Genomic DNA, 23,425 nt, shown 5'->3' on the forward strand with positions numbered 1-23,425 from the left:
ATGCCCATGCTCTACCAGAACTACCCGACCGGCGTTGGTAGCCTCGCCGCCTACGCGCAGAAACTCCACGAACTCCTGACCGCCGCCGGGTGGGAAATTCAGCACGCGAACGCGAACGCCATCGGCACCGGAACGGCCACCAACCCGAAATGGGACACGGTCACGCCCGCCGCGAACATCAGCGCGGGGATCGTCACGTACCGCATGCCCCTGGCGGGCCTGACGAACCGCTGGGTGATCCAGGTCGAACTGCTGTGGGGGAGCCCCACGGCCGTCATCAACGTCCGCACGACCACCGCGCTCGGTGTCAACGCGGGCACCGGGGCGCTGACCACACCCGGCACGACCTACGGCACCGGCACGAACGTCGCGCAGACCGCCATCGAATCCGCGCTGACGGTCAGCGAGTACGGGTTCGCGATGGTCAGCACTGGCAACACGTGGCACGGCATCGAGCGCAGGCGGACCATCACGAACGCCTGGGCGGACGACATCCTCACGCATCAGCACGCGACCGGGACGCCCGTGGGGTTCCCGGCGGGGGGGCATTGCCGCGCCCGGAGTTGGGCGACAGGCGAGTACGCCGTCATGCCCCTGGCGTGGCTGCACGGCCTGAACAGCTCGTCCGCGCTGGACGTGACGACCCTGAGCGGCGCGGACAACGTCGGATACCCGACCGGGCCATACCAGACCAGTGACGGACTGGGCGGCCTGCTGCGGCACCTGATCACCATGCGCCCGGCGGACAGCGTGGCGGGCGTGGACCAGGGCATCGAGGTGCAGGGGGCGACGCGGATGTACGCGCCGCTCGCGCAGAGCACCCTGACCGGCAACCCGGGCGGGAACCGCATCCTCATGGCGAAGGGGTGAGGTAGATGCCCGCACCGACGACGACACGCGCCGACGCACTGGGCCTGCTGCTCAGCCAGATCCCGTACCGCGAGACGTTCCGCCCCGCCACGGCCGCCGCGCAGGCAGCCGGGGACACGAGCAGCACCCGCCCCCTGAGCGGCGCCGTGTACCCCAGGCCCGCCCGCTGAGCTGACCCCCACCGTCCGCCCCAGCCTCTCCGGCCCTGGGGCGGTGCCCATTCACCCTGGCCGGATCAGGAGCACCATGGAAAAACCTTCCGTTCGCCCCCTCTGGGTGCTGGCCTTCGGCGCGGCTGGCCTCGGCCTCATCGCTCAACTCGGCACCAGTCTCGCTATGGACATGGCCAAGGACCGCGCGAAGCTGTACGGCTTCCTGCTGCTGAGCCTCGTCTTCAGCGCCAGCACCACCGTCCTGCTCGCTCAGCTGACCAGCCTCGACGACTACGTCTGCGCCACCATCGGCACCCTCGCCGGGGCGATCCCGCCCCTGTGGACGCTGCGCGCGGCCGTGAAGCTGATCGGGCAGAAGTACAACGTCGACCTCGGCGAACTCACGAACCCCGGCGGCCCCACGGCCCCGAAGAAGGAAGGTGACAGCGCGTGATCATCGAAGGGTACTGGCTCAAGCTCATGTGGGCGGTCCTGGCTGGCGGGTGGTTCCTGTCCGCCCTGGTTCGCCTCTTGCTGACGGCCCTCTCCTGGCCGGAGCAGCGGACCCGCCGCCTGTTTGCCGTCTTCGTGCACGCCGTGGCAGGCGTGTTCTTCGTGTGGCGACACGTGAACGGCGCCGCCACCATCCCGCCATTCATCCCCATCGAGGAGACGTACCGCAACGGCGCCGCGCTACTGCTCGTCGTCTGGGCACTCCTCGACGGCATCTGGGCGGTGCTGGGCATGACCGAACGCCGCGCCCGCCTCATTCAGCAGGGAAGGGGAGAGCATGATCACCGCTGACCTCATCCGGGCCCTCGTGCCCACGCTCAGTGCCACCCAGGCAGCCCAGGTGGCCGCTGCGCTGGCCGATCCCGCCACGCGGGCAGGCATCACGACCCGGGCCCGCGTGGCCGCGTTCCTGGCGCAACTCGCGCACGAATCCGCCGGGTTCCGCTACCTCGAGGAGATCTGGGGCCCCACACCAGCGCAGCGCCGCTACGAAGGCCGCGCGGACCTCGGGAACACGCAGCCGGGCGACGGGTACCGGTTCCGGGGGCGCGGCTGGATTCAGCTGACCGGGCGGCACAACTACCGCACGTACGGGGCGCTGCTGGGTCTGCCGCTGGAAGCGCAGCCTGACCTGGCAGCCCAGCCCGGCACGGCCGCGCGGATCGCGTGCGCGTACTGGGCTCAGCGGAAGCTGAACGCTCTGGCAGACGCCGGGGACTTTGAGGGCATCACGCGGCGCATCAACGGGGGACTGAATGGCCTGCCGGACCGGGAGGCGTACCACCGCCGGGCGCTGGCGGCTCTGCCGGAGTCCGCCCCGGTCCCGCGTGTGTTCCTGCGTGACATGGCTGGGGAGAACGTCCTGTGGGACGGAAAGCCGACCGTATACAACGACACCCGGCTGACCCTGTACCCGGACGGTGCGCTGCAGTTGGAACGCGAGTAGGCCCGCTGTGCCTCATGGGGCACTGACAATCCACCCTCTCACCGGCCCCTGCCTCAGCGCGGGGGCCGCGCCACATCGAGGTCCACCATGAACCACTTCACTGTCCTGTCCGCCGTCATCGCCCTCGGCGCCGCCACTCGCAATGGCACCACCCTCGACGTGCCCACTGTTCAGCCGTGGCTCGACAAGCACCTGCCCAACCTCGTCACCAAGGCCCAGGCCCTGCGCGACGGCGCCACGTGGACCGAGGTGGGCGCGCTGCTGGAAGCCGCGGTGCAGGCCGCCCAGGAACTCAAGCCGGTCCTCGCTGGCACGGCCCGCGCTGCGTTCGTCCTGGCGGTCGTGCAGTCCCTGGTACGCGAGTTCGCCCCACCCAGCGCCCAGTGGCTCCGCCTGCTGCTGGACAGCCCCTTCGCGGCCCTGCTCGTCGAGATGGCCTTCAGAAGGCTCTTCCCGGGCGGATAAGGCAGCGAACACCGGGTGAGTGACCTAAACTCGCGACATGGACACCTGGCTCATTGTCAACCTCGGGTGCTAGGGGGTAGTGACGGAACAGGAGAAAGCGGAAGATCCGGTATGCCTACCAAAGAACTTCCGCTCCATCAGCATACCGTCGTCGACCTATTCATCATCATCTACGTCTACGTCGACGATTACCTCAAGGCCGCTGCGTGCAGCGGCCTTTTCACGCTCCCGAACGAGCCGCACCAGAAGGGCAGCTACGCTGAATTGATGACCATTGCGCTCGTCGGCGATTTGCTCGCACAGCCCTCGGTGCAGCAGTGGTACGCCCAGGTGCGAGCCACGTATGTCTTCCTCTTTCCCGTCCTTCCGGATCGCACGCGGTATCTGCGAATTCAACAGAATCTCGAACGGATCTACGCGGATCTCGCGTTGCGCCTGCCCCACTTCGACGACGACACGGTGTACGTCATCGACAGTAAGCCGCTGGTGTGTTGTGTCGGAGGGCGGCACAAACGGCCCAGAGCGATGACCACGGCCACCAGTGGCCGTGGTGGACAGGGAGGATACGGCAAAACGGGGTTCTTTTACGGCTTCAAACTGCATGCCGTGATCGACGATCACGGCATGCTCGTGCGCTTTGCCATTGTGCCAGGTCAAGAAGGTGACCCACCGGTGGCACGAGCACTCCTGGAAGTTCAGGAAGCCAGACTGGTACTTGGGGATCGGGGATACCAGGGATGCGGCGTGTATGCGCAGCCGAAGAAGAACTTCAAACGACCGCGCCCCTGGTGGGGCGCGATGCGGTGGGTTCGGAAGACCATCGAGACTGTTTTTTCTCGGCTGGATCGTTCATTTCACTTGATGCTGCCCCAACTGAATTCAGAGCGCTCCATCCGGGCGCATGTGTGTCGGAAGGTTGCGGCACACAACCTGGGGCTTTTTTTCGGGGCATTCTGATCCCCTAGCACCCGAGGTTATCAGGTATGGCACGCCCTGGCACGTGCCGTTGCCTCACGTGAGCAGGTCTTGTGCTGTACGGTCTGCACGGCGCGTGTGGGGTACGAGAGTGCCTGGGGGAAGTCGGGCGTCCGTGAGGTTCACAAAGTCAGCGCCCCAGTCCATATCGACTGGGGCGCTGTGGTGCTATCTGCTCAGCGGCGGCGTTTGGGGCGTTGGGGGCCGACGCGGCCGGCGCCGGTGCCGGGGGTGTCCTGGCGCTGCTGGGGGCGGGCGTCGGTGCGCTGGGGGCGTCCCTCGCTGCGGCCCTGCTGGCCCTGGCGGGGAGCGCCCTGGCGCTGGCTCTGGCTGCTGCTCTGGGTGCCGCGGGGTTGCTGGGCGCCGCGTGCGGGCTGGCCGCCTCGGTTCTGGGGCTGGCTCTGGCCGCGTCCCTGGCCGCGTTTTTCCTGCACTTCGGGGTCGATCTGGCGTTCCTCGGGCGTGGCGGGGGGTTGCAGCGCGGCGGGGAGTTTGCGGCGGATGCCCTGCCACAGGGCGCGTTGTTCGGGCGCGAGGAGGATCAGGTTGGTGCCGTCGCGTCCGGCGCGGGCGGTGCGGCCCGAGCGGTGGACGTGGTCCTCGGCGGTGGCGGCGACGTCCAGGTGAATCACGAGGCGCACTTCCGGGAGGTCGATGCCGCGTCCGGCGATGTCGGTGGCGACGAGGATGCGGGACTGTCCGTCGCGGAGCGCCTGCATGGTGCGTTCGCGTTTCTTCTGGTCCATGTTCCCTTCGAGGGGGCTGACCTGTTCGCCGGGGAGGAGGTCGCCGAGGTGCTGGGCGCGGCGTTTGACGAGGTGTTTGGTGCGGCTGAACAGCACGACGCACCCGCCGGGCTCCTTCAGGGCGGCGCGGGTGTGGCGGGCTGCGTCGGTCAGGAGGGCGTCCTTGGTGGTGTGCTGCAGCAGGTGCGTGGCGGTGCTGACGCCGCCGAGGATGTCGCCGGTGGCGTCGGCGCCGGGGGTGGGGGCCACGTCGATGCGGGCGGGGTTGTGCATGAAGCGCTGGGCGACGTCGCGGATCTCGGCGGGGAACGTCGCGGAGGCCATGGCGATCTGCAGGCTGCGGCCCTGGGGCTGCTGGTCGCGGGCGTGGCGCAGGATGTCGCCCACGTCGCGCAGGAAGCCCAGCGAGAGGAGCTCGTCGGCCTCGTCCAATACGACGTAGCGCAGGTTGTTCAGGCGTAGTTCGCCGCGTCCGATCAGGTCCTTCAGGCGGCCGGGCGTGCCGGTGATCAGGCCCTTCCCGGTCGCCTCGCGGGTCGTCTGGCCGGGGGTGATGCCGCCCGTGATGCGCCCGGCGGTCATGCCGAGTTCCGTGGCGACGTCGCGGATCTGCACGGCCAGCTCGCGGGTGGGCGTGATGACCAGCGCCTCGGGTTGCATGCCGCGCGTGGGGCGCATGCCGATGCCGCGCGCGGCGGCCGGGATCAGGAACGCCAGGGTCTTGCCGCTGCCGGTGCGGGCGGTGGTGATGACGTCCCTGCCTTCCATCAGCGCGGGGATCGCCTGGGCCTGCACGGGGGTGGGGGTGCGGTCGCCCAGGAGGGTCTGCCAGTCGCGCACGGTGGGCGCGGGAGCGGTGCTGGCGGCGGAGGGGGTGGTGCTGGCGCGGCGGGGCGCGCGGGTGTGCTGGGTCATGGGTGATCCTGTCGGCCTGCACGCCGCACAGGTGGGGGCGGGGGCCGTGTCTTGAGGTGAGGCTTGAGAGGCGGGGCGTGCCCGGTGGGCCGACCTGGCCCGGTCGCGCTGAGCGCGTGACCCGTCATCCTGCCACGCGGAGGGGCCACAGGGCAAATCATGAGATGACGATTCGGGGCGTCCGGGTGGCCTGACCGGTCGGCCGGAACGCCGCCTGGGGGACAGCGCGGGCGGCGTTCCGGGACTGTCCCTGTCCGGTTTCAATTCAGGACGCGGTCCTCGGCGTGGGCGGTGGGGGTCCAGTCGGCGCGGAACAGGTGGGTGGTCTCGCCACGCGCGGGGGCGTACCAGACGCGCACGCCGTGGTCGTGCGCCTGGACGGGCAGCAGCGCCTCCTGCCCGGCGGCGAGTTCCTGCATGGTGTCTCCGGTGGGGGCGCGGACGGGGTACCAGGCGTTCAGTCCGGCGGGGGACCACCCGGCGACCCGCAGCGTGCGGCCCGAGACGTTGCGCAGGTGCGCGCCCTGCTCGCTGAGGGTGACGGTCAGTTCGGGCCAGTCGGGCGTGGTGACGGTCTTCCAGCGGCTGGCGAACGTCAGGGGGGGCGTGACCGGCCAGGGGCGGAACGCGGCGGCGGCGAGCAGGCCCGCCAGTCCCGCCAGGAGCAGCGCGGCGCTGATCGCGGTGACCCACGGGTCGGCGTCGCCCCGCAGGACGTTGACGCCCAGGCCTCCGCCCAGGACAGCCAGGACGAGGGGCCAGCCGGGGCTGGGGCGGATGCGCTGCGGCACGAACGCGTGCGGCCAGTACTCGGCGAGCAGCAGCAGGCCCGCGCCCACGCCGAACAGGGCGGGGACGTCCAGCATCGGCGCCAGCAGCAGCGCGCCCAGGCCGGGCGCCGCCCAGTACGTCACGCGCGGCGCGAGGCGGGCGCGGGCGGCGCGGGTCACGCGGCCCAGCCAGTACGCGGCCAGCAGGGCCAGCGTGACCGCCAGCGGCAGGCTCAGGCTGTCCATGGCCGTCCCGGTGTCATACGGATTCCGTCTGTTTCGTTCACAACCCGGAACCACACCGGGTTGCCAACTCCACGCCCGGAAACCGTGTTTCTCCTGCTCGCTCTGCTGCGCAGCTCTCCGAGTCCGCTCGGGTTGAAAGTTTTTGCAAACCTTTCAACCGGAGTCCGTATCACAGGCCCCCGCCTTTCTTGTGGCGGCCCAGGCCCGCCGCGACCCCGCCCCCCGCGCCCGGCATCGGGGGTGAGGCCGGGTGCGGCTCCGCGACCGGCTGGGTGGGTGGCAGCAGCACGCCGGGCTGTCCGTGGCGTTCCACCTCGAACGCCAGGTGGCCCAACTCGTCCTTCAGGATGCCGTTCCAGGCAGTCTGCACGGCGTTCAGGCTGCCCGGCATGGCGAACACGACCGCGCCGCGCACCAGGCCCGCCACGGCGCGCGACAGCATGGCCGCGCCGCCCACCTGCTGGTAGCTGAGCATCCGGAACAGTTCGCCGAATCCGGGGATGGGTTTGGTGATCAGACTCTCCACGACCGGCACGGTCACGTCGCGGCCCGTGATGCCGGTGCCGCCGCTGGAGATCACCACGGTCGCCTCGCGCGTGAAGGCGACCAGCGCGGTGCGGATCTGCACGGCGTCGTCCTTCACGACGCGGTACGCGACGACCTCGTGCCCCTGCGCCTCGATCTCGGCGCGCAGGAACTGCCCGCTGGTGTCCGTCTCGGGCGTGCGGGTGTCGCTGACCGTCAGGATCGCCACGCGCACCCGCCGGGGCGAGGCCTCACGGTGCGAACCGGCCGAACCGCCGGGCTGAACGGGGGAGGGGGTGGGCGTGCCGTCCGGGGCGTCGGTCATGCCCTTCAGGATAGTGGGCCGCGCAGGGCATGCACAGGCACCTGGGCAGCATTCCCCCGGACGGGGTGGGATCAGTCCGAGGCGTTCAGGACGTGCCGGACCCGTTCGGGCAGGTACGCGCGGTCACTGCGTTTCAGGGCGGCGCGGGGCCGACTGAGGAACAGCGTCAGGTACAGAGCCGCCTGCTCGGCCAGGAATCCCTGGTACCCGCCGCCCTCGCCACTGCGGACGCATTCCAGGGCCAGCAGCTCCAGTTGCTCCTCCAGCTGCCGCAGCGCCAGGAACCGCGCGGCCTGCACGCCACTGTTGCCCAGCGTGTCGCGCAGGCCCTCCAGCCGCTCGGGGTGGCGCATCAGGGCCTTGGCGGCGCGGCGCACGTTCGGGTCCTCCAGCGTCAGCGTGCAGGCCCGGCAGGGCTGTTCGCGGCTGGCCTCGCCGCACACCGGGCAGGGCCGGAACCCCTGTTCCTCGCGCCACTTGCGGGCGCGGGTGATCGCCTCGGCGGCGCGCAGCGCGGCACCCTTCAGGTCGTCCGGGACGTCCTGCACGAGTTCCCGCGCGCGGGCGCGGTCCGGGGCGGGCAGCGGCGCCACCGCCACCGGCGCGGTCGGTTCGCGCACCGTGCCCACCCCGAAACGCAGCTCGGTCAGGGGCGCGTCGGGCAGCAGGGCGTTCAGGGCCTTCAGGAAGTGATGCCGCTGCATGCTGAGGTGGTGCGCGGTGGCGCTGTCGCGGACCTCCACGAACAGCGTGCCGCCCTGCTGCGTGCGGGGCCGCGTGATCCGCGCGATTTCCGGCCCGACCGCCTGCGGCCACAGCAGGATCGCCCGCGCCCGCTGGATGCCCCCGGTGAGTTTCGCGCTGCCCAGCGTGGCACCCATCAGGTCCCCCAGCCGCAGGGGGCCGCTCATGCGCCGCCCGCGCCGCGTCACGCGCTGACCTCCTCGGGCAGGGATTCAGGGGTGACCTCGGGCGTGAAGCGGCCCCCGTGCGCCCGCAGGGTCAGCGCCGCGCCCGGCGCCCGCTCGGTCCCCGTCACGATCGCCTGCGGCACGCTGGCCGCCAGGTCCAGCAGGAACGCCCGCCGCCCCGGATCGAGTTCCGCCGAGAAATCGTCGATCAGCAGCACCGGCCGCTCGCCGAAGCGTTCCGCCAGGAGTTCCAGTTCCGCGCGGCGCAGCGCCAGCGCCACCGTGCGGCCCTCGCCGCGACTGGCGTACTCCCCGGCGGGGAAGTCCCCCAGCGTCAGGACCAGATCGTCGCGGTGCGGACCGGTCGCCGTGCTGCCCCGCGCGAGTTCCTCCGCGCGGCGCGACGCCAGGTCATGCGCGTACGTCTCAGGCGTGGTGGACTCCGCGAGGCTCAGCGTCAGGCCCTTGCGGCTGCCCAGTGCCGCGTTCGCCTCGGCCGCCAGTTCGTTCAGGCGCACCAGCGCGCGGCGGCGCACCGTCATGATCTCGGTGCCCAGGCGCACCAGGGACTCGTCCCAGACGTGCATCGCCCACTCCTCTCCGCCGCGCAGGGCCGCGTTGCGCTGCGACACCGTCCGCTCGTACCGCGACAGGACCTCCGCGTAACGGGCACTCAGGCGCGACAGCAGCGAATCCAGGAACGCCCGCCGCCCCGACGGCGACCCGAACACCAGTTCACTGTCCTCCGGGCGGATCCACACGGCGCTCCCACGCGGCAGGTCGCCGGTGCGGACCCGCACGCCGTCCACCTTCAGCTGCCGCCGCCCGCGCCCCAGGCCGACCTCCTGCACACTCAGGCTGCCGCTGCTTTCCAGGTCCGCCCGCACGTACGCTTCCGTCTCGCCCTGCTGCACCAGCTGTTCCAGGCGCGTCACGTCCGTCAGGCCGGTCAGCGCCAGGAACGCCGCCTCCAGCAGGTTCGTCTTGCCCGCCCCGTTCTCCCCGAACACGCCGGTCACGCCCGCCGGGAACAGCAAGGTACACGGGGCGAGATTCCGGTAGTTCAGGGTGGACAGCGAATCCAGACGCACCCTCCCATTCTAGGCGACGCGGGATAATCCACGCGGGAGCCTGCCCCCAATTCACGCGGGCGGGCAGGGTACGCTGGGCCGCATGACCACCTCCTCCCGGCCCGTCCCCAGCCCGGACGACCTGACCGCGTTCGGCGCCGGGCACCTGCCCGGCCTGATCGGCATCCGCTTCACGCACGCCGAGCGGGGCCTGCTGCGCAGCGAACTGACCGTGCGGCCCGAACTGCTCGCCCCGAACGGCTTCCTGCACGCCGCGAGCGTCGTCGCGCTGGCCGATACCACCTGCGGGTACGGCACCCGCATCCTCCTGCCCGAGGGCGCCCAGTCGTTCACGACCATCGAACTCAAGAGCAACCACCTCGGCACCGCCCGCGACGGCACCGTCACCTGCGAGGCCCGCAATGTCCACGCCGGGCGCACCACCCAGGTCTGGGACGCCGAGGTCCGCGCGCCGGACGGCAAACTCATGGCCCTGTTCCGCTGCACGCAGGCCGTGCTGTACCCCCGCTGACGTGCCCGCCGCGCAGCCCTGGCTGACCCACCCCGACCCCCTGACCCGGCAGGTCGCCCGCGCCTACGCGCAGGGTGCCTTCCTGATGGACAACGGCGACGGCGTGCAGTTCTACAGCGTCGACGACCGCGCCATCGTGCCCCTGACCGAGGCTGGCGGCCTGCACGTCGCCCGCCGACTCCGGCGCGACCTGCAGCACTTCACGTACCGCGTGGACACCAACTTCGACGCCGTCCTCGCCGGGTGCCGCGGCCAGCTCCCCGGCAGCCCCCCCCGCGACGGCGAGTGGATCAGCGACGACCTCACCGCCATCTACGCCCACCTGCACGACACCGGCCTCGCGCACTCCTTCGAGGCGTACAGAGACGGGGAACTCGCGGGTGGTGTCCTCGGCCTCGCCCTCGGCGGCGCGTTCATCGCCGAGAGTAAATTCCACCGCGTCACCAACGGCAGCAAGGCCGCCCTGATCGGCCTCGCCGGACACCTGCACGCCCGGGGCTTCACCCTCCTCGACGCGCAGATCCAGAACCCGCACCTCCAGACCCTCGGCGTGTACGAGATCAGCGCCGACGACTACGCCCAGCGGCTCCAGGCGGCCCTGAGCACCGACGTCACGCTGTAGCGGAGGAGACGCCATGACCCTCGCCCGCCTCGGCCTCACCCTACTGGTCCTCGGCGTGGCCCTGCGCCTCTTGGCGCGCAGGCGCTGAAGACAAAGCAAGAACCCCCGCGCAGGGCGGGGGGTTTTCCTGGTGGGTCGTGTAGGACTTGAACCTACAACCCGCTGATTAAAAGACGGCATACGGGGCTTCGGGGCCATTCTGCTGTCTTCCGGTGGTGTCCGGGTTTATGTGTCTCAGACGGTGTTCAGGGCGTTTCTCTTCGCCGGGGATGTCCGGCGTGAACCTGGGGGGAACGGGGGCGGATGGGCCACGTTTGGGCCACGTCGAAGGCGCGGGAAAGATCGTGTACACGCTGACATTCGGGCATTCCCGTACACAGCCGGGAATCTGCTAGCCTATGTGCATGAAACCGGCCCACACCCTGAACACCTGGAAGGTCCACACGTGGGCACAGGTGGCGCAGGCGGTGACGTGGGATGACTACGCGCTGAACAGTGACGGGCAGGTGACTGTGAAGGCCACGCGCGGGCCGGTGATCGTGTGGGGCAGGCGGACCGGCGAAGGGGAAGACGTGCCCCGCCTCGAAGCGCCCACGCCTTCGCCGCTCGAGGTCGCAGCGGCCCGCGTGAATTTGCGCCCGTTTGTTCCGCTCAAGTACTCTGGCCCCCATTCCAGCGTGCGAAACTTCCCCCGCATTTATAGAGAGTGGAAAAATTTAACAATCAAGGGTTTTGAAGTTAGACCTACGAGTGGTTTTCCGGTTATCACGTTAATTTTGTTCGTTGCAAAGATGGGTACGGACCCATTTCTGCTGGGTAGGCTTTATTATTCCGAAAGATCAAAAATCGCATTAATTAGGCAAACTAAGTTAAGTGATGCATTTTATTCTCTTTGCCGTCACATAAATTACAAGAGGAATAGGGTTGCATATAGCCTTGCCCTTGCGCTGCGATTCATTTTGGTCGCTTCATATAGGGCGTACTTGAAGCGCCGGGTGCGTCCCGTCTCGAGGCGTGCGCGGGTGCCCCGTCCGCTGTATGCGCGGCCCCGGCCCCCATCCTGTCCCCTTGCCCCCCCTGTGACCTGCTGACGGGCACCCGGTACTTCCTGGCAGTCCAGCCCGTCGCTGCCTGACGCGCGGCCCCCCTTCCCCCTGGAAGGCGCGGCCCCTCAGAAACGCACCCTTCCCCACATGGGGCAGGGCAGGGGCATACATGACTCATGCTGTTGATCTTGCTGTGACCGCACGCCCGGACAGCGTGCCCACCATGCCCGCCGGAAGCCCGGACGGCGAAACGACGTACACCCCGCTTGAACTGTGGAAGATGACCCGTCTTCCCCGTGACCTGATCTACACCGCGGTGCAGTCCGGGGACCTGATCGCGTACAACGCTGGGCGCGGTGACCGTCCCCGGTACTTCGTGCGGTGGGCGGACTTCGTGACGTGGCGGGAATCGCTGCGCGTGGTGGGGAAATGAAAATGCCCGGCAGGCAGGCCGGGCAGGCAGGCGAAGCCCTCACGCTTCCCGGTCAGGATACGCCGCGCACCTGGGCGCGTGCGTTCACGTCCGGCGGGGGTGTCCTGTGAGTGCCTTACAGCGTGCCCTCGAGGCGCTGACGCCCGGCGCGGTGCTTCGGAACTTGGCGGCGTACCTGGGCAAGAGTGCCCCGCACCTGCACAGCGAAGCGCAGGGCGAAGTGTGCGACTTCCGGCCCGGTCAGGAAGAGGAAAACCCGTCCCTGTCCTACGGGCGCGGCACGTCCGGCCCGGTCTTCCACAGGTTCGGCGGTGACAGCTTCGAGGGGGGCGCAGTGGCGTTCCTGCAGTCGGCAGGGCTGGCGAAGGGGGACGCGGTGCGCCTGTTGCTCGACTGGGCGGGCGTGAAGGATGAACCCGGCGAAAGGGGAACGGTTCCCACCTCGAGGCCCGCGCAGGTGGACCGGAAGGCGGCGCGGCTGGCGAAGGCTGACGCGGCCCTCTCGAAGTTGCACCCGCTCGAGGCGGCAAAGCACGGCGCAGCCCTGCGCGGCTGGGAACGCCTGCAGGCGGGGGACACGCACCCGGAAGCGCTCGAGCTGGCCCGGCGCGGCCTGACTCCGGCCCTGGCGTCCGGCCTGCTGACCGCGTACCGCTGGACAGGGGACGCGGGGGGCGGGAAGCGGCGCACGCTGTCCCGGCACATCCTGCCCGGCGCGGTGGCCTTCGAGGTGCCCGGCCCGGACGGGACGCCCTGGGCGGTGAAGGCCAGGAACCCCGGAGATAAGGCGGCACTCAAGGCAGCGAACACGCAGCGGTACGTGTACGTGTCCGCCGGGCAGTCCACCCCGGCCCTGTGTGGCCCCGGTCAGGTGGGCGCGGCGCGCGTCCTGATCGTCGAAGGGGAACTGAACGCGGTCGCGTGCGTGCTGATGCTGGGCGCGGCGGCGCGGGGCGCTGACGGTGTGGCCCCGGTCGAAGCGGCGCGCGGCTGGGCTGTGCAGGGCGTGGCGTCCGCTTCCGCCCTGCCCCACGTGGCCCACCTGGGGGAAGGCGCGCAGGTGTATGTGTACGCAGACCCGGACCCGGAAGGCGAAGAGGCCCGCGTGAAGTGGGCGGAGCTGCTGACGGCGCGCGGCTGCCACGTCTTCCAGGTGGGCGGCACCGCGTCCCCCTTCGCCGTCCCTGGGAAAGCGGACGCTGACGCCTGTGACGCCCTGGGCAGCGTGGGCCAGGGGGCAGACCCGGACGCGCACGCCGCCCACCTGGGCGCGCGGCTCTTGCAGGCGGTCGAAGTCGCGCAGCCCTGGAAGGCCCCCGAAGAGGCCACGCCCCCCGCCGGGGAAGACCGGCCCGCGTGGTGTGAACCTGGGGACGTGCCCACCGGCCCCCGCACGGCCTACGGGGTGCGCGGCGGGAAGCTCGCAGCGCTGACCCTCAAGAAAGAGGACGGCGAAGAGTGGGTGAGTGCGGAAACCCTGGCAGACTTCGCGGCGTTCATCACGGCGGAAGTGATCGAAGAGGACGGCAGCGGGGACGCGCGGCGCGTCTTCCAGATCGAAGGCACCCGCCCGGACGGCGCGCCCCTCTTCCCGCCGGTCGTGACCGTCACGACAGCCGAGTTTTCCGGCATGGCGTGGCCCGTGGCGAAGTGGGGCGGTGAGGCCCGGATGCCCGCCGGGAACGGCAAGAAAGACAAAGCGCGGGACGCCCTGCAGGTCCTGAGCAACGCACGCGGATACCCGCGCCGCACGGTGTACCAGCACACCGGATGGATTCAGCACCCGGAGCATGGGCCGGTGTACCTGACGGCCGGCGCAGTGATCGGGGCGCGGGGCGGCGTGGCGGGCGTCAGCGTGGAACTCACGGGGCGGCTGTCCGCCTACGCCCTGCCGGACCCTGCGCGCCTCGATGGGGGGGCGGCCCGTCCGGTCGAAGAGGTGCGCGCGGCGGTGCGGGCGTCCCTGGCCTTGCTCGAGCTGGCCCCGGACGCGGTGGGCGTGCCCATGCTGGGCGCGGCGTACCGGGCGGCGCTGGGTCAGGCGGACTTCGTGGTGTGGACGGTCGGGGAAACCGGGCGGCACAAGACGGCGTTCATGGGCCTTGTCATGGCGCACTACGGGGCGCGGTGGGGCCGGAAGTTCCTTCCTGACGGGTGGAACACGTCAGCAAATGCGCTCGAGAGTAACGCCTTCCGGGTGAAAGACGCGCTGTTCGTGATTGATGACTTCAAGCCGTCCGGGAGTGTGGGGGACCGGGCGAAACTGGACGGCACGGCGTCCCGCGTGATTCAGGGCGCGGCGGACGGGGCGGGGCGCGGGACGCTGACCGCTGACCGGCGGGCGCGGGCGGCGCTGTACCCGCGCGGGCTGATCGCGGCGTCAGCGGAAGACCTGCCACGCGGGCACAGCAACCGGGCGCGGTTGGTGATGGTCGAAGTGGCGCGCCGCCTGATTGATTCCCCGGCGAAGTCGAAGGCGTACTACCAGGGCGAAGAGAACGCCGTGGGGGGCGTGTACGCGCTGGCCCTGGCGGGCTTCGTTCAGGGCGTGGCGTCTTCCTGGGACGCGGTGCGGGTGGGCGGCGCGGCGCACGGCGCGCGGGTGCGTGCCCTGTCTCCGCACTTCCAGGGCGCGCACGGTCGCACCGGGGACGCGGCGGCAGAGCTGGCTTACGGGTGGGAAGTGTTCCTGTCCTACGCGGTTCAGGTGGGCGCGGTCAGTGAGGGGGACGCGCTGGCCCTGTGGGCGCGGGTGGGGGACGCCCTGCGGGACACGGCGCAGGGGCAGGCGGAACACCTGCGGGACGCTGATCCGGTGGCCCGCGCGCTGGCCCTGCTGTCCGGCCTACTCGCGCAGGGCCGCGTGTACCTCGAAGACCTGCGCGGGGGCGGCACACCTGACCCGGACGTGGCCCCGGCGTGCGGGTGGCAGCGGCGCGTGTTCAGCGGCGAAGAGGAAACGTTCAGCACGAAGCCGGGCGCGGTCATGATCGGCTATCACGTGCATGAGGGCGGGCAGGACTGGGCGTGCTTCCTGCCGGACGGTCTTCACGAGGCGCTGCAGCGGGCGGCGCAGGGGCAGGCGGGCGCGGCCCTGCCGGACGCTGCGAAGCTGTGGGGGAACATGCGGGACCGCCTTCACGGTGCGGGCCTGATGCGGTGCGAGGTCGAAGCCGGGGGGCGGGTGCGGGCCACGGCGAAGAGGAAAACGCCGGACGGTCAGCGGAAGCACCTGCTGATGCTGCGCCTTCCCCTGGGGGACTCCTATGAAACTGTGGGGACTCTGGGGACTCTGGGGACACAGGGCGAAGAAAGCGCGACTAGCACGGCATTTCACTGTGTCCCCAACTTAAATTATTTCTCTGATGAATTGGGGACTTTGGGGACTCTAAGGAAGGAAGAGACGTCTTTCCCTTCGCCGGTCACCCCTGACCCCGCCCCCCACGCGCTGACCCTCGAAGACCTGGAAGGCTACGCGGAAGGCGAAGACCTGCCCGGCGTGGTGACCCTGTGACCGGGGCGGACGTGCCCGCCCTGCTGTCCCGCCTCGAGGCGGCAGGGGCGCGCCTGGAAGTGCAGGGGGAGCGGCTGACCCTCACGGGGAAGCGCCCCCCGGCGGCGCTGCTGTCGGAACTGCGGGACCGGAAAGCGGACGTGCTGGCGTGGCTGACGGCACCCCCGGAAGACCTGGCACCCCTGCCCGTTCCCTCTTCGCCGGACCCCTTGCCCGCCCCTCTCGAGGTTGTCGGGAATGCGACAACCTCACGCCCGGCCCGTGGCGTGCCGCTCGAAGAGGCCCGCGCCCGGAACGCGCACGCGGCAACCCTGCCCGGACACTGCGGGACGTGCGCCCGCGCTGTCCCCGCCCCGGAGTGGGGGCCGGGCATGGTCACCTGCAGTTGTCCCCCGAAGGCGTGGCAGCCTGTGCCGCCCCCGCTGGCGTTGCATCCCGCGTGCCGGTGCGGGGCGTACCTGACGGCAGGGGAAGACGTGGGCCGGGGCTGGAAGGCCCGCCCCGCGCGCCGCCCGCGCCCCACCTGGGAAGACGCGCCGGGCGTCGAAGGGGGCGCAGCGTGACGCCCCTGCAGTGGGTGGTGTTGAGTGCCTACGCCCGCGCCCTGAGTGACACGCACCCGCACCGCGCGCCCCTCGAGCGGGCACTGTCCGGCCGCGCGCCGTCCCCTGCAGGTCAGCGCGTGGCCCTCGAGCTGGCCCGGCAGTCCGGCATGGTCGAAGGGGACCGGATCACGGCGCAGGGCCGCGAAGCTGCCCGCGCGGCCCTGCGCCGCCTGGGCATCCCGGCGAAGGGGAACGCATGACCGGCCCCCTTCACGCCCTGGGGGGCGGCACCGTCCCCCCCCGCTCTATACGCGGCCCCCAGTCCGGGGCCGGGAGGTCAGACCATGGCAAACCCTAACCCTGTGGCAGCCCGTCAGGCGAAACGCGCCCGGCGAAGAGGGAAACCCGGCACGCTCGAGGATGCCCGCGCGCTGCTGTGGCGCGCCCTGTCCCGCGCGGGTGAGTTGCTGGAAGCGGAAGACCCCGCGCACGCCCTGAAAGCCGTTCACGCCGTCAGCCAGGGCGCGGCGGCTTACGCCCGCATTGTCGAGATCGGGGAACTCGAGGCGAGAATCAAGGCCCTCGAAGACGCGCAGCCGGGCGAAGAGGAAGACCCCGCGCCCACCCCCACCGGCCCGCGCCTGGGCAGGGGGGCGGCGTGAAGGGCGCACACGTGGCCCGCGTGGCCCGCCTGGAAGGTCAGGCCCGCGCGGCGCGCCCTGCCGGTGTACAGGTGACCGTCACCCGGCAGGTCATGGAACGCGGCCCGGACGGCGTGCCCGTCCCCGTCCGGGTGGAACGCCGCACCTTCACCCTTCGCCGGGGGACCGCGTGACCGCGCGGCGCAGTCGACTGTCCCGCCTCGAGGCGCAGCGGGGCCGGGCCGTGACCCTGTGGGACGCCCTGCCGGAACACCTGCGCGCTGACGTGACCCCGGACGCGCTTGAGCGGGCCGCGCAGGATGCCCCGGAAGGCTTACGCGGGGACGTGCGCGCCCTGAGCCTCTGGGCGTTCCTGTGCGCCCCGGACGGGGGTGAAGCGTGACGCGGCGGGGCCGGGGGACGGTCGCGCGCCTGGAAGCCCTCGAGGGACGGGAAGCGGCCCGGCGGGAAGAGGTTCAGGCCCGCACGTGGGCGCAGCTCGAAGCGGCCCGCGCGCAGCTCGCACCGGGGGACGCGGCGGCGTACCGGGACGCGCTGGGCATCCTCGAGGAAGGCGGGGACGTGGGGGGCGTGCTGGCCCGCCTGCGCGTGGCGTGCGCGCATCTGGGCGAAGGGCTGCCCGTGACGCACCCGGCGAAGGAAGACGCGGAAGCCTGGGCAGAGCTGGCCCTGAGTGGCCCGGACGGCGCGCCCCTGACCCCACCGGACCCCGCCCGCGTCCCCGCCTTCGTGGCGTACTTCGAGGCGTGCGGCGCGTGGTGTGACCGGGAAGCGGCCCGCGTGCCCCTTTCGCCGGACGTTCACCGGCTGGCCCGGTGGGGCGGTGCCCTGTGGCGCTTCGACGCGGCCCTGTGCGCCGAGCTGGGCGGGGGCCGCGCGTGAAGGGTCGCGCCTCGAGGGTCGCGCAGCTGGAAGCGCAGACCCGCACCGGCCGGAACCGGGACCGCCTGCCCCTGGCCCTGCGCCGCCTGAGTGACGCCCACCTTGAAGACCTCGAAGACGCCGTGAACGCAGCGGGCGGCACCGGCCTACCCGTCCGCCCGTGGGAAGACCTGCGGCCCGGCCTGAGTGCCCCGGAGTGCGCCGCGTGGCAGTGGGCCGCACGCACGGGCCGCGCCGCCCTGGAAGACGTGTGGACACCCCCGCCCGCCGGGGCCGCTGACGTCTTCCAGGTCGAAGCCGCACGCCTGGGGGGTCAGGACGGCACCCCTGCCCGGCACGCCCGCGCCGCCTGGGCACTCATGGCCGCACTCGCAGCGGTGACGCTCGAAGAGAGGAACGCATGAAGACACAGCAACCGCACGGTCTGCGCGGGCAGTACCGCAACGGCAGACCCACGCACTTCCTGGGGTACGGCACGCCCTGCCCCGTGCCCTACGCGGCCCGCGTGACCGTCCGGGAGGCGTGCGAGGCGCGCGGCCTGACCGTCTATCAGGTCGCCATGAGCGGCTACGCGCAGGGCACGCTAGACCCCGGCACGGTGTACCGGCTGGCCCGTGGGGACACGTCCCGCATTGACCTGGGCACCCTGGCAACCGTGGCGGGCATCATGCACCGCCTGACCGGCGAAGCGGTGACGGTCGCTGACCTGCTGTCCCTCGAGGTGACCGGCGAAGAGGAATGAGAGGGGGACCGGCTTCCCGGCGTTTTCCCGGCCTGAGTGCGCCCGCACCTGTCCCGCACGCAGCGGCAGGGGCGGGCGCTTCCCGTGACCCTTCCCGGCCCGTCGAAGTGTTCGGAAATGTCAGGTTTTGTCAGGTGGAACAAACGCCCACCATGACCCCAGGAACGCCGTCCCCGTGCGTGTTTCCCGGTGCGGCGGGGCGTGCGATTCTGCGCGGCGCTGGGCGTCAGTTTTCGCCAGGGGATGAAGCGCCCACCGTGCGCGGTCGAAGGCGCTAACACCTTAGCTTTCTCAACCGGAACAAACGCCCACCATGCGCCGTGAATGCCGTCCCCGTGGGCGTTTCCCGGCGTGCCCCTGTGCGCTGTACTTGGGCAGCCTTAGCCACTTTCAACCATCTTCGACGAGCTGGGAGGCAGGGGGCGCGGTGCGTTTCCCTCTTCGCCGGGTGGGGGTGTTTCTCCGGTTTGAAACCGGGGAAGCCTGCAGGGCGCGGGGCCTCGAGGCGTGGCGGCGTGCGGCGGTGCGTGGCGGTGCATGACGGTGCATGACGGTGCGGCCGGGTGTTTCCACCTTGCCTCTTTTCATCATGCACTTCTGCCCACTGGGGGGCGTGCGGGCCGTGTGGGTGGGCGTTTCCGGCGAAGGGAAGACGTGGGGTCTGCCCGCTTTCGCCCCTGCTGATGCGCGGTAAGTGCCCTGTCACTGCGGGAACGTGCATCCACGGGGCACACTGGGCGCATGAGTCGAGGGCCAGGGCGGGTACAACGCGGGATTCTGGAAGCGCTCGAGCGGGGACCGCTGACCGGCTGCGAACTGGCCCGGACGGTGCGGGCGGAAGGGGACAGCACGCGCCGGGCGCTGCGCCGCCTGGAAGCCGCCGGGCGCGTGGCCTGCCTGGGCTTCACGCCGGGCAACTCGAAGCGGTGGTGTCTCGCGGATGAACTGGAAGCGCGGGCGTCCCTGTGGCCTGCCGAGCGGGCCGCGCACCTGGGGGACGTGATGGGCGCGCGGTTCATGCGGAGCTTCCGGCGGGCGTTGGTGGCGGCACTCTGACCGGATGCGGGCAACCGTCACCATAGGGTGATGCTTGCCGGGCAGCTGCGCGCGGTCGTGACCTGCAGGGCGTGACCCGCTGAACGTGTTGCCGGGGCTGGCAAATTGATGCCGGGCAGCTGCGGACCATTTTCCTGACGTCAGGAAAAAGCGTCAGGGACGGCGCGGCGGTCATGTTCGAGGCGGGTCGAAGATGGTACGGCGCGCGGGGTGGCGGTGGGGACGCACTTCCGTTTCAAACGGCAGTGGGTGCGGGGCGCGCTGGGGACGCACTTTCATTTGGGCTGGAAGTGGGGGCGCTGTCCGGCGAAGAGGGAACGTGGGGCGCGGGGGGTGGGTTTTCCCCGGCGTGGGGGGAAACCTCGAGCGGGGGCGGTCGCGTTTGAAACGCGGGCGGGTCTGCCGTGCCGGGTATGCCTGGGGGCGCTGTCCGGTATGGCGGGGGCCGCTGTCCGGTATGCCTGGGAGGTTTTCGCCAGGATGGGCGGGAACCTCGAGCGGGCGGGGTTTATCACTAGTCCCTCATGGGCGGGACAGGGCAGCGGCCCACGCGCAGGGGCATGGGCCGGAGCTGGGCGGGGCGCTGGGCTGCGTGCTGAACGGTTCCCCCGTCTCGGGGAACGCGCGGCGGGGCCGGTGGACTGCGTTCTAGACGGTTCGCCCGATTTGGCGAACGCCTCACAGGGGGCCGGTGGGGAATGCTCGCCACTTCCGGCGGGCAAAGCGGGCGCGGGATTGCCCCCCACTTCCGGGGAGGAAAGCGGGGGGCGCGGTCGAAGCGGGGAACGGGTGAGGCCCGGCGAAGGGGAAGCCGGGCCAGGGGGCGGGGGTCAGCGGTTCAGGGTGCGGGGCGGGTGGGGGTGCGGGCGGGCGTCAGCGCGGGGCCGGTGGGGCTTCCTGGGCGTGCGGGTCTTCACGCGGCCCCCTGCCCTGACGTTCCCTCTTCGCCGGCTGTGCCTTCGAAGGCGGCGCGGGCTTCCTGCGCGGCGCGGGTCGCCTGGGCGTGCCCCTCGAGGGCTTCGACGACTTCCCGGTACAGGCGGACGGTGTGAAGGGCCAGGGTCGAAGTGCGGCCGTCCGGGGTCTGGAAGGTCACGGTGCTGCCGGGCAGGAACACGCGGCCCCGGTCTTCCGGCGCGGCGGGGCGGGGGGTGGTGACGGTGACCTGTGCGGCGTCCGGCACGCGGAAGAGGCGGGGAATGCTGCCGTGATCGTCCGTGCAGACGTACAGGGCGGGGCTTCCGGTGCCCTCGAAGATCAGGGCGCAGGCGCGCAGGGCCACGGCACCGGGGAACACGGCGCGGGGGGCGCGGGGCTTCGTGGGCCGGGCGGGGGCGGACTTCCGGCGGGTCACGCGGTCACGCCTTCGCCGTTCAGGACCGCTTCGACGTGCGCCCACAGGTGCGCGGGGACGCGGTACCCGTGCGGGCCGTACAGGGGGCCGGTGGTGCGCTGGGCGTGCCCGGTGAAGATCAGGACGCGCACGCCGTCAGCCTGCAGGAAGGTCAGGGTGTCCACCGTGGGGAAGATCGTGACGGCTTCGCCCCGGTCATCCACGAAGTAAGGCCGGTGGATGCCGTGTTCAGGCATCGCGGGGCGGCACTCTCGCAGGGCGGGCAGCGCGGCGGGGTCTACCGCGGTGCGGAGGGGCGGCGCGTCTTCGGGCAGGGCGGCGGGGGCGGGGTGCGCGCGGGCCAGGAAGCGCAGGGTGCGGGCGCGGTGCGCTTCGCCGTCTTCGTGTTCCATGTCCGCCCCGGTGGCGTGTTCAACCATCGCCAGGAGTTCCCGGAAGGGGACGCCCGCGCGGCCCCACTGTGAGGCCCACGCGCCCACGATCGGAGCGGTCAGGGCTTCGAGCTGAACGTGTGCTGCGTGCCGGGTCAGGTGTTCGGTGTGGCAGGGGACGCACAGGGCGGGGCCGGTGCCCTTCCCGGTGGGGGTGGCGGTGGGGAGGCCGTAGGCGCTGCCGCAGTCTTCGCAGACCTGCCACGCGGGGGACGCGGCGCGGGTCATGCGTGCCCGCCTTCGAGGGCCGCGCGGTGCCCGGCTTCAATGGCGTCGAGCTGGGCCAGTTCGCGGGTCAGGACGTCCCGGCGAAGGGTGATGTTTCGCAGGGCTTCGAGGCGTTCCGGGGCGGTCAGGGGGGCGGCGCTGCAGTCGGCTGTGAGCTGGGCGGGGGTGCGGGTGTCTTCGAGCGGGTGGGGGTGCGTCATGCGGTCACGTCCTGACGGGTGAAGCGGCGAAGGGCGAAGGCCAGGGCCAGGAAGCCGCACAGGATCGCCAGGGCGGCGAAGCGGTAAGCGTGCGGGCCGGGCGCGGCGGTCAGGATCAGACAGGCGAAGTACAGGGCGGCGCAGGTGCGGGCCACAGGGTCACGTCCTTACTGGGTGCTGCAGTTCCTCGAAGCGGGGCGGGTGGGCGCGGCGTGCCGGTGGGGCCGGGGCGTCTTCCACTTCGCCGGGGATGGGATGCGCGGGCAGGGCTTCGAGGGCGCAGGGGTGGGGGCCGGGCGTGGCCCCCCGTGCGGGTCAGGCGGCGCGCACCTGGGGGAACGTGGCGCGCAGGAAGGCCCACACGGCGCGGGCGTCCCCTTCGGTCAGCGTTGCGAGGCTGAACACGGCGCGGTCAAGGGCCGCACCTGCGAAGCCGTAGTGTTCCCTGCTGGGCACCCCGGCGCGGGCCATGAGGCGGTGAAGACCGGCGGCGCGGGCCTTGCCGATCGTGGGCGCTTCGAGGGTCTGGGCGGTGACGGTCACGGTGTCCGCACCCTGCAGGATGCCCACGGCGCGGGCGAGGTCGCAGGCTTCGCCGTTCACCTGGGCTTCGATACCGGCGGGCGTGCGGGTCAGGGTGACGGTGTGCGCGCGGGTCTGGACGACTGCGCCGTCCATGCGGTCAAGGGTGACCGTTTCCCAGGTGCGGGACAGGGCGCGGGGGGCGGTGGTATCGTTCATTGCTTTCACTCCTAGAGGTGCTGGAAGTCAGGCGGGGACGCGTTTTCTTGGTCGGAAGGGCGTCCCTTTCTGCTGATCTGATACTAACATTTGTGGTTAGTGCTGTCAAACTTGGTTAGCTAACCTCATGTGTTAGGCTGTGGGCATGAATGAAGAGATACGGGCAGCCGTGAATGCCCGCCTGAAAGAGAAGGGCCTGAGTCGCGCAGACCTTGCCCGCGCCGTGGATGCCCACCCAAACGCGATAACGCGCGCCCTGAATGACACCGGGGGGCGGGGTGGCTCGATTCCCCCCCTGTGGGCCGCGATTCTCGAGGCGCTAGACCTGCGCCTGACGGTGGAACCTGGGCAGGGGTCGAAGACCGGCGAAGAGGGGCAGGCGTGAAGGCGTACCGCGTGCTGAGCGGGGTCGGATTTGCTGCGGCCCTGGCTGTGGGGGCGTGGCAGGTTCCCGCACGATCGGGGGAACCTGGAATCTCTGCCCTGATCTTCACCGGGGCGGCCCTGGGACTGTTTTTGGTGGGCGTCGCGCTGCCCCCCGTCAAGGCGTGGCGGCACGCGGCCCTGGCAGGCGTGGGCTTCCTGCTGCTGGCCCTGGGCAGCCCTGCCGCGTGGCTGCTGGGCGGCTTCGCAGGCATGGGGGCCGTGATGCTGTGGCAGGCGTACCAGATCAAGACCGGCGAAGGGGGGAAGGCGTGACCGGTAGGAAGTGGGGGGCGGTTGCGCTGTACGCCCTGGCGGCGGCTGTACTGCTGTGGTCGGCGCTGGAAATCCGACAGGGCGGAACCGTGGCCCCCCTCTTCCTGATAGCCCCCATCCTGGGCATCGTGGCGGGGCGGCTGTGGAAGACCGGCGAAGGGGGAAAGTAGGCCGTGCGCCGGACGCTGCGCGGGGGGAATGAGGTGCGGGCCGTGCTGGGGGACAGGTTCACCGGCCCGCCCTTGCCGTGGCCTGTGCGGGTGATCGTGCGGGCCGCGCTGCGCGTCCGGGCCTTCCTGCAGGGCAGGC

General features: G+C 71.1%; 33 protein-coding genes. 23 read left to right on the forward strand and 10 right to left on the reverse strand.

Annotated elements, in window-relative coordinates; genetic code table 11:
- The 7 genes from EXW95_RS17465 (at position 1) to EXW95_RS17495 (ending at position 3,903) form a co-directional block, all read left to right on the forward strand.
- Complete coding sequence (locus tag EXW95_RS17465) at positions 1-870, forward strand: hypothetical protein (RefSeq protein ID WP_174368530.1); 870 nt, start codon at positions 1-3, stop codon at positions 868-870.
- A gap of 5 nt (positions 871-875) precedes the next feature.
- Positions 876-1,040, forward strand: a complete 165-nt coding sequence (locus EXW95_RS17470) for a hypothetical protein (RefSeq protein ID WP_174368531.1) — start codon at positions 876-878, stop codon at positions 1,038-1,040.
- 76 nt (positions 1,041-1,116) lie between these two features.
- The gene (locus tag EXW95_RS17475; protein ID WP_174368532.1) at positions 1,117-1,476 is read left to right on the forward strand and encodes a hypothetical protein; all 360 of its coding nucleotides are present in this window, start codon (positions 1,117-1,119) and stop codon (positions 1,474-1,476) included.
- On the forward strand, positions 1,473-1,826 hold the full coding sequence (locus EXW95_RS17480) for a hypothetical protein (protein ID WP_174368533.1): 354 nt from the start codon (positions 1,473-1,475) through the stop codon (positions 1,824-1,826). Before EXW95_RS17475 ends, EXW95_RS17480 begins: the two co-directional genes overlap by 4 nt.
- Positions 1,813-2,481 (forward strand): glycoside hydrolase family 19 protein, encoded by a 669-nt coding sequence (locus tag EXW95_RS17485; protein ID WP_174368534.1) that lies wholly within the window; start codon positions 1,813-1,815, stop codon positions 2,479-2,481. Before EXW95_RS17480 ends, EXW95_RS17485 begins: the two co-directional genes overlap by 14 nt.
- A gap of 87 nt (positions 2,482-2,568) precedes the next feature.
- Positions 2,569-2,946, forward strand: a complete 378-nt coding sequence (locus EXW95_RS17490; RefSeq protein WP_174368535.1) for a hypothetical protein — start codon at positions 2,569-2,571, stop codon at positions 2,944-2,946.
- A gap of 111 nt (positions 2,947-3,057) precedes the next feature.
- Complete coding sequence (locus EXW95_RS17495; RefSeq protein ID WP_174368536.1) at positions 3,058-3,903, forward strand: transposase; 846 nt, start codon at positions 3,058-3,060, stop codon at positions 3,901-3,903.
- Between the two features lie 194 nt (positions 3,904-4,097).
- Here EXW95_RS17495 and EXW95_RS17500 read toward each other — a convergent pair whose 3' ends face one another.
- From EXW95_RS17500 to recF, 5 genes are all read right to left on the reverse strand, one after another.
- On the reverse strand, positions 4,098-5,582 hold the full coding sequence (locus EXW95_RS17500) for a DEAD/DEAH box helicase (protein WP_174368537.1): 1,485 nt from the start codon (positions 5,580-5,582) through the stop codon (positions 4,098-4,100).
- 260 nt (positions 5,583-5,842) lie between these two features.
- Complete coding sequence (locus tag EXW95_RS17505) at positions 5,843-6,598, reverse strand: hypothetical protein (RefSeq protein ID WP_174368538.1); 756 nt, start codon at positions 6,596-6,598, stop codon at positions 5,843-5,845.
- Between the two features lie 169 nt (positions 6,599-6,767).
- Complete coding sequence (locus EXW95_RS17510; RefSeq protein ID WP_174368539.1) at positions 6,768-7,448, reverse strand: molybdenum cofactor biosynthesis protein B; 681 nt, start codon at positions 7,446-7,448, stop codon at positions 6,768-6,770.
- Between the two features lie 71 nt (positions 7,449-7,519).
- Positions 7,520-8,329 (reverse strand): DUF721 domain-containing protein, encoded by an 810-nt coding sequence (locus tag EXW95_RS17515; RefSeq protein WP_174369046.1) that lies wholly within the window; start codon positions 8,327-8,329, stop codon positions 7,520-7,522.
- 47 nt (positions 8,330-8,376) lie between these two features.
- Complete coding sequence (gene recF, locus EXW95_RS17520; protein ID WP_174368540.1) at positions 8,377-9,450, reverse strand: DNA replication and repair protein RecF; 1,074 nt, start codon at positions 9,448-9,450, stop codon at positions 8,377-8,379.
- Between the two features lie 82 nt (positions 9,451-9,532).
- On the opposite strand from recF, the gene EXW95_RS17525 reads away from it, so the two are divergent.
- From EXW95_RS17525 to EXW95_RS17585, 13 genes are all read left to right on the forward strand, one after another.
- A complete protein-coding gene (locus EXW95_RS17525) occupies positions 9,533-9,961 on the forward strand; it encodes a PaaI family thioesterase (RefSeq protein WP_174368541.1) in 429 nt (142 codons plus the stop codon).
- Between the two features lies 1 nt (position 9,962).
- Entirely contained in the window at positions 9,963-10,583 is a 621-nt protein-coding gene (gene aat / locus EXW95_RS17530) for a leucyl/phenylalanyl-tRNA--protein transferase (protein WP_174368542.1), read from the forward strand.
- 1,239 nt (positions 10,584-11,822) lie between these two features.
- Entirely contained in the window at positions 11,823-12,062 is a 240-nt protein-coding gene (locus EXW95_RS17535) for a hypothetical protein (RefSeq protein WP_371810143.1), read from the forward strand.
- 106 nt (positions 12,063-12,168) lie between these two features.
- Positions 12,169-15,576, forward strand: a complete 3,408-nt coding sequence (locus EXW95_RS17540) for a toprim domain-containing protein (RefSeq protein ID WP_174368543.1) — start codon at positions 12,169-12,171, stop codon at positions 15,574-15,576.
- Complete coding sequence (locus tag EXW95_RS17545) at positions 15,573-16,139, forward strand: hypothetical protein (RefSeq protein WP_174368544.1); 567 nt, start codon at positions 15,573-15,575, stop codon at positions 16,137-16,139. Before EXW95_RS17540 ends, EXW95_RS17545 begins: the two co-directional genes overlap by 4 nt.
- Positions 16,136-16,381 (forward strand): hypothetical protein, encoded by a 246-nt coding sequence (locus EXW95_RS17550; RefSeq protein WP_174368545.1) that lies wholly within the window; start codon positions 16,136-16,138, stop codon positions 16,379-16,381. Before EXW95_RS17545 ends, EXW95_RS17550 begins: the two co-directional genes overlap by 4 nt.
- 102 nt (positions 16,382-16,483) lie before the next feature.
- Complete coding sequence (locus EXW95_RS17555; protein ID WP_174368546.1) at positions 16,484-16,783, forward strand: hypothetical protein; 300 nt, start codon at positions 16,484-16,486, stop codon at positions 16,781-16,783.
- Entirely contained in the window at positions 16,780-16,956 is a 177-nt protein-coding gene (locus tag EXW95_RS17560; RefSeq protein WP_174368547.1) for a hypothetical protein, read from the forward strand. Before EXW95_RS17555 ends, EXW95_RS17560 begins: the two co-directional genes overlap by 4 nt.
- Complete coding sequence (locus EXW95_RS17565) at positions 16,953-17,165, forward strand: hypothetical protein (RefSeq protein WP_174368548.1); 213 nt, start codon at positions 16,953-16,955, stop codon at positions 17,163-17,165. The genes EXW95_RS17560 and EXW95_RS17565 overlap by 4 nt, the downstream gene beginning before the upstream one ends.
- Positions 17,162-17,665, forward strand: a complete 504-nt coding sequence (locus EXW95_RS17570; RefSeq protein ID WP_174368549.1) for a hypothetical protein — start codon at positions 17,162-17,164, stop codon at positions 17,663-17,665. Before EXW95_RS17565 ends, EXW95_RS17570 begins: the two co-directional genes overlap by 4 nt.
- Positions 17,662-18,069, forward strand: a complete 408-nt coding sequence (locus EXW95_RS17575; protein WP_174368550.1) for a hypothetical protein — start codon at positions 17,662-17,664, stop codon at positions 18,067-18,069. The genes EXW95_RS17570 and EXW95_RS17575 overlap by 4 nt, the downstream gene beginning before the upstream one ends.
- A complete protein-coding gene (locus EXW95_RS17580; RefSeq protein WP_174368551.1) occupies positions 18,066-18,407 on the forward strand; it encodes a hypothetical protein in 342 nt (113 codons plus the stop codon). Before EXW95_RS17575 ends, EXW95_RS17580 begins: the two co-directional genes overlap by 4 nt.
- Positions 18,408-19,148: 741 nt before the next feature.
- Positions 19,149-19,463 (forward strand): hypothetical protein, encoded by a 315-nt coding sequence (locus tag EXW95_RS17585; protein ID WP_119675032.1) that lies wholly within the window; start codon positions 19,149-19,151, stop codon positions 19,461-19,463.
- Between the two features lie 913 nt (positions 19,464-20,376).
- Here the strand turns inward: EXW95_RS17585 and EXW95_RS17590 are convergent.
- The 5 genes from EXW95_RS17590 to EXW95_RS17610 all read right to left on the reverse strand — a co-directional run bounded on the left by EXW95_RS17590 (position 20,377) and on the right by EXW95_RS17610 (position 22,417).
- Positions 20,377-20,817 carry a hypothetical protein gene (locus tag EXW95_RS17590; RefSeq protein ID WP_174368552.1) on the reverse strand — a complete coding sequence of 147 codons (441 nt, stop codon included), beginning with the start codon at positions 20,815-20,817 and terminating at the stop codon, positions 20,377-20,379.
- Entirely contained in the window at positions 20,814-21,476 is a 663-nt protein-coding gene (locus tag EXW95_RS17595; protein WP_174368553.1) for a hypothetical protein, read from the reverse strand. Before EXW95_RS17595 ends, EXW95_RS17590 begins: the two co-directional genes overlap by 4 nt.
- Positions 21,473-21,676 (reverse strand): hypothetical protein, encoded by a 204-nt coding sequence (locus EXW95_RS17600; protein WP_174368554.1) that lies wholly within the window; start codon positions 21,674-21,676, stop codon positions 21,473-21,475. The genes EXW95_RS17595 and EXW95_RS17600 overlap by 4 nt, the downstream gene beginning before the upstream one ends.
- Positions 21,673-21,831: a hypothetical protein gene (locus EXW95_RS17605; protein ID WP_174368555.1), complete on the reverse strand. Its 159-nt coding sequence runs from the start codon at positions 21,829-21,831 to the stop codon at positions 21,673-21,675. The genes EXW95_RS17600 and EXW95_RS17605 overlap by 4 nt, the downstream gene beginning before the upstream one ends.
- A 160-nt stretch (positions 21,832-21,991) precedes the next feature.
- Entirely contained in the window at positions 21,992-22,417 is a 426-nt protein-coding gene (locus EXW95_RS17610; protein ID WP_174368556.1) for a hypothetical protein, read from the reverse strand.
- Between the two features lie 145 nt (positions 22,418-22,562).
- Here EXW95_RS17610 and EXW95_RS17615 point away from each other — a divergent pair, with 145 nt between their 5' ends.
- The 3 genes from EXW95_RS17615 to EXW95_RS17625 are packed head-to-tail and all read left to right on the forward strand — an operon-like array spanning position 22,563 to position 23,286.
- The gene (locus EXW95_RS17615) at positions 22,563-22,802 is read left to right on the forward strand and encodes a helix-turn-helix transcriptional regulator (RefSeq protein WP_174368557.1); all 240 of its coding nucleotides are present in this window, start codon (positions 22,563-22,565) and stop codon (positions 22,800-22,802) included.
- Positions 22,799-23,116, forward strand: coding sequence for a hypothetical protein (locus tag EXW95_RS17620; protein WP_174368558.1), 318 nt, complete (start codon positions 22,799-22,801; stop codon positions 23,114-23,116). The genes EXW95_RS17615 and EXW95_RS17620 overlap by 4 nt, the downstream gene beginning before the upstream one ends.
- Complete coding sequence (locus EXW95_RS17625) at positions 23,113-23,286, forward strand: hypothetical protein (RefSeq protein ID WP_174368559.1); 174 nt, start codon at positions 23,113-23,115, stop codon at positions 23,284-23,286. Before EXW95_RS17620 ends, EXW95_RS17625 begins: the two co-directional genes overlap by 4 nt.
- Positions 23,287-23,425: the final 139 nt, after the last annotated feature.

It is taken from the genome of Deinococcus sp. JMULE3 (genome assembly GCF_013337115.1).
GTDB lineage: Bacteria > Deinococcota > Deinococci > Deinococcales > Deinococcaceae > Deinococcus.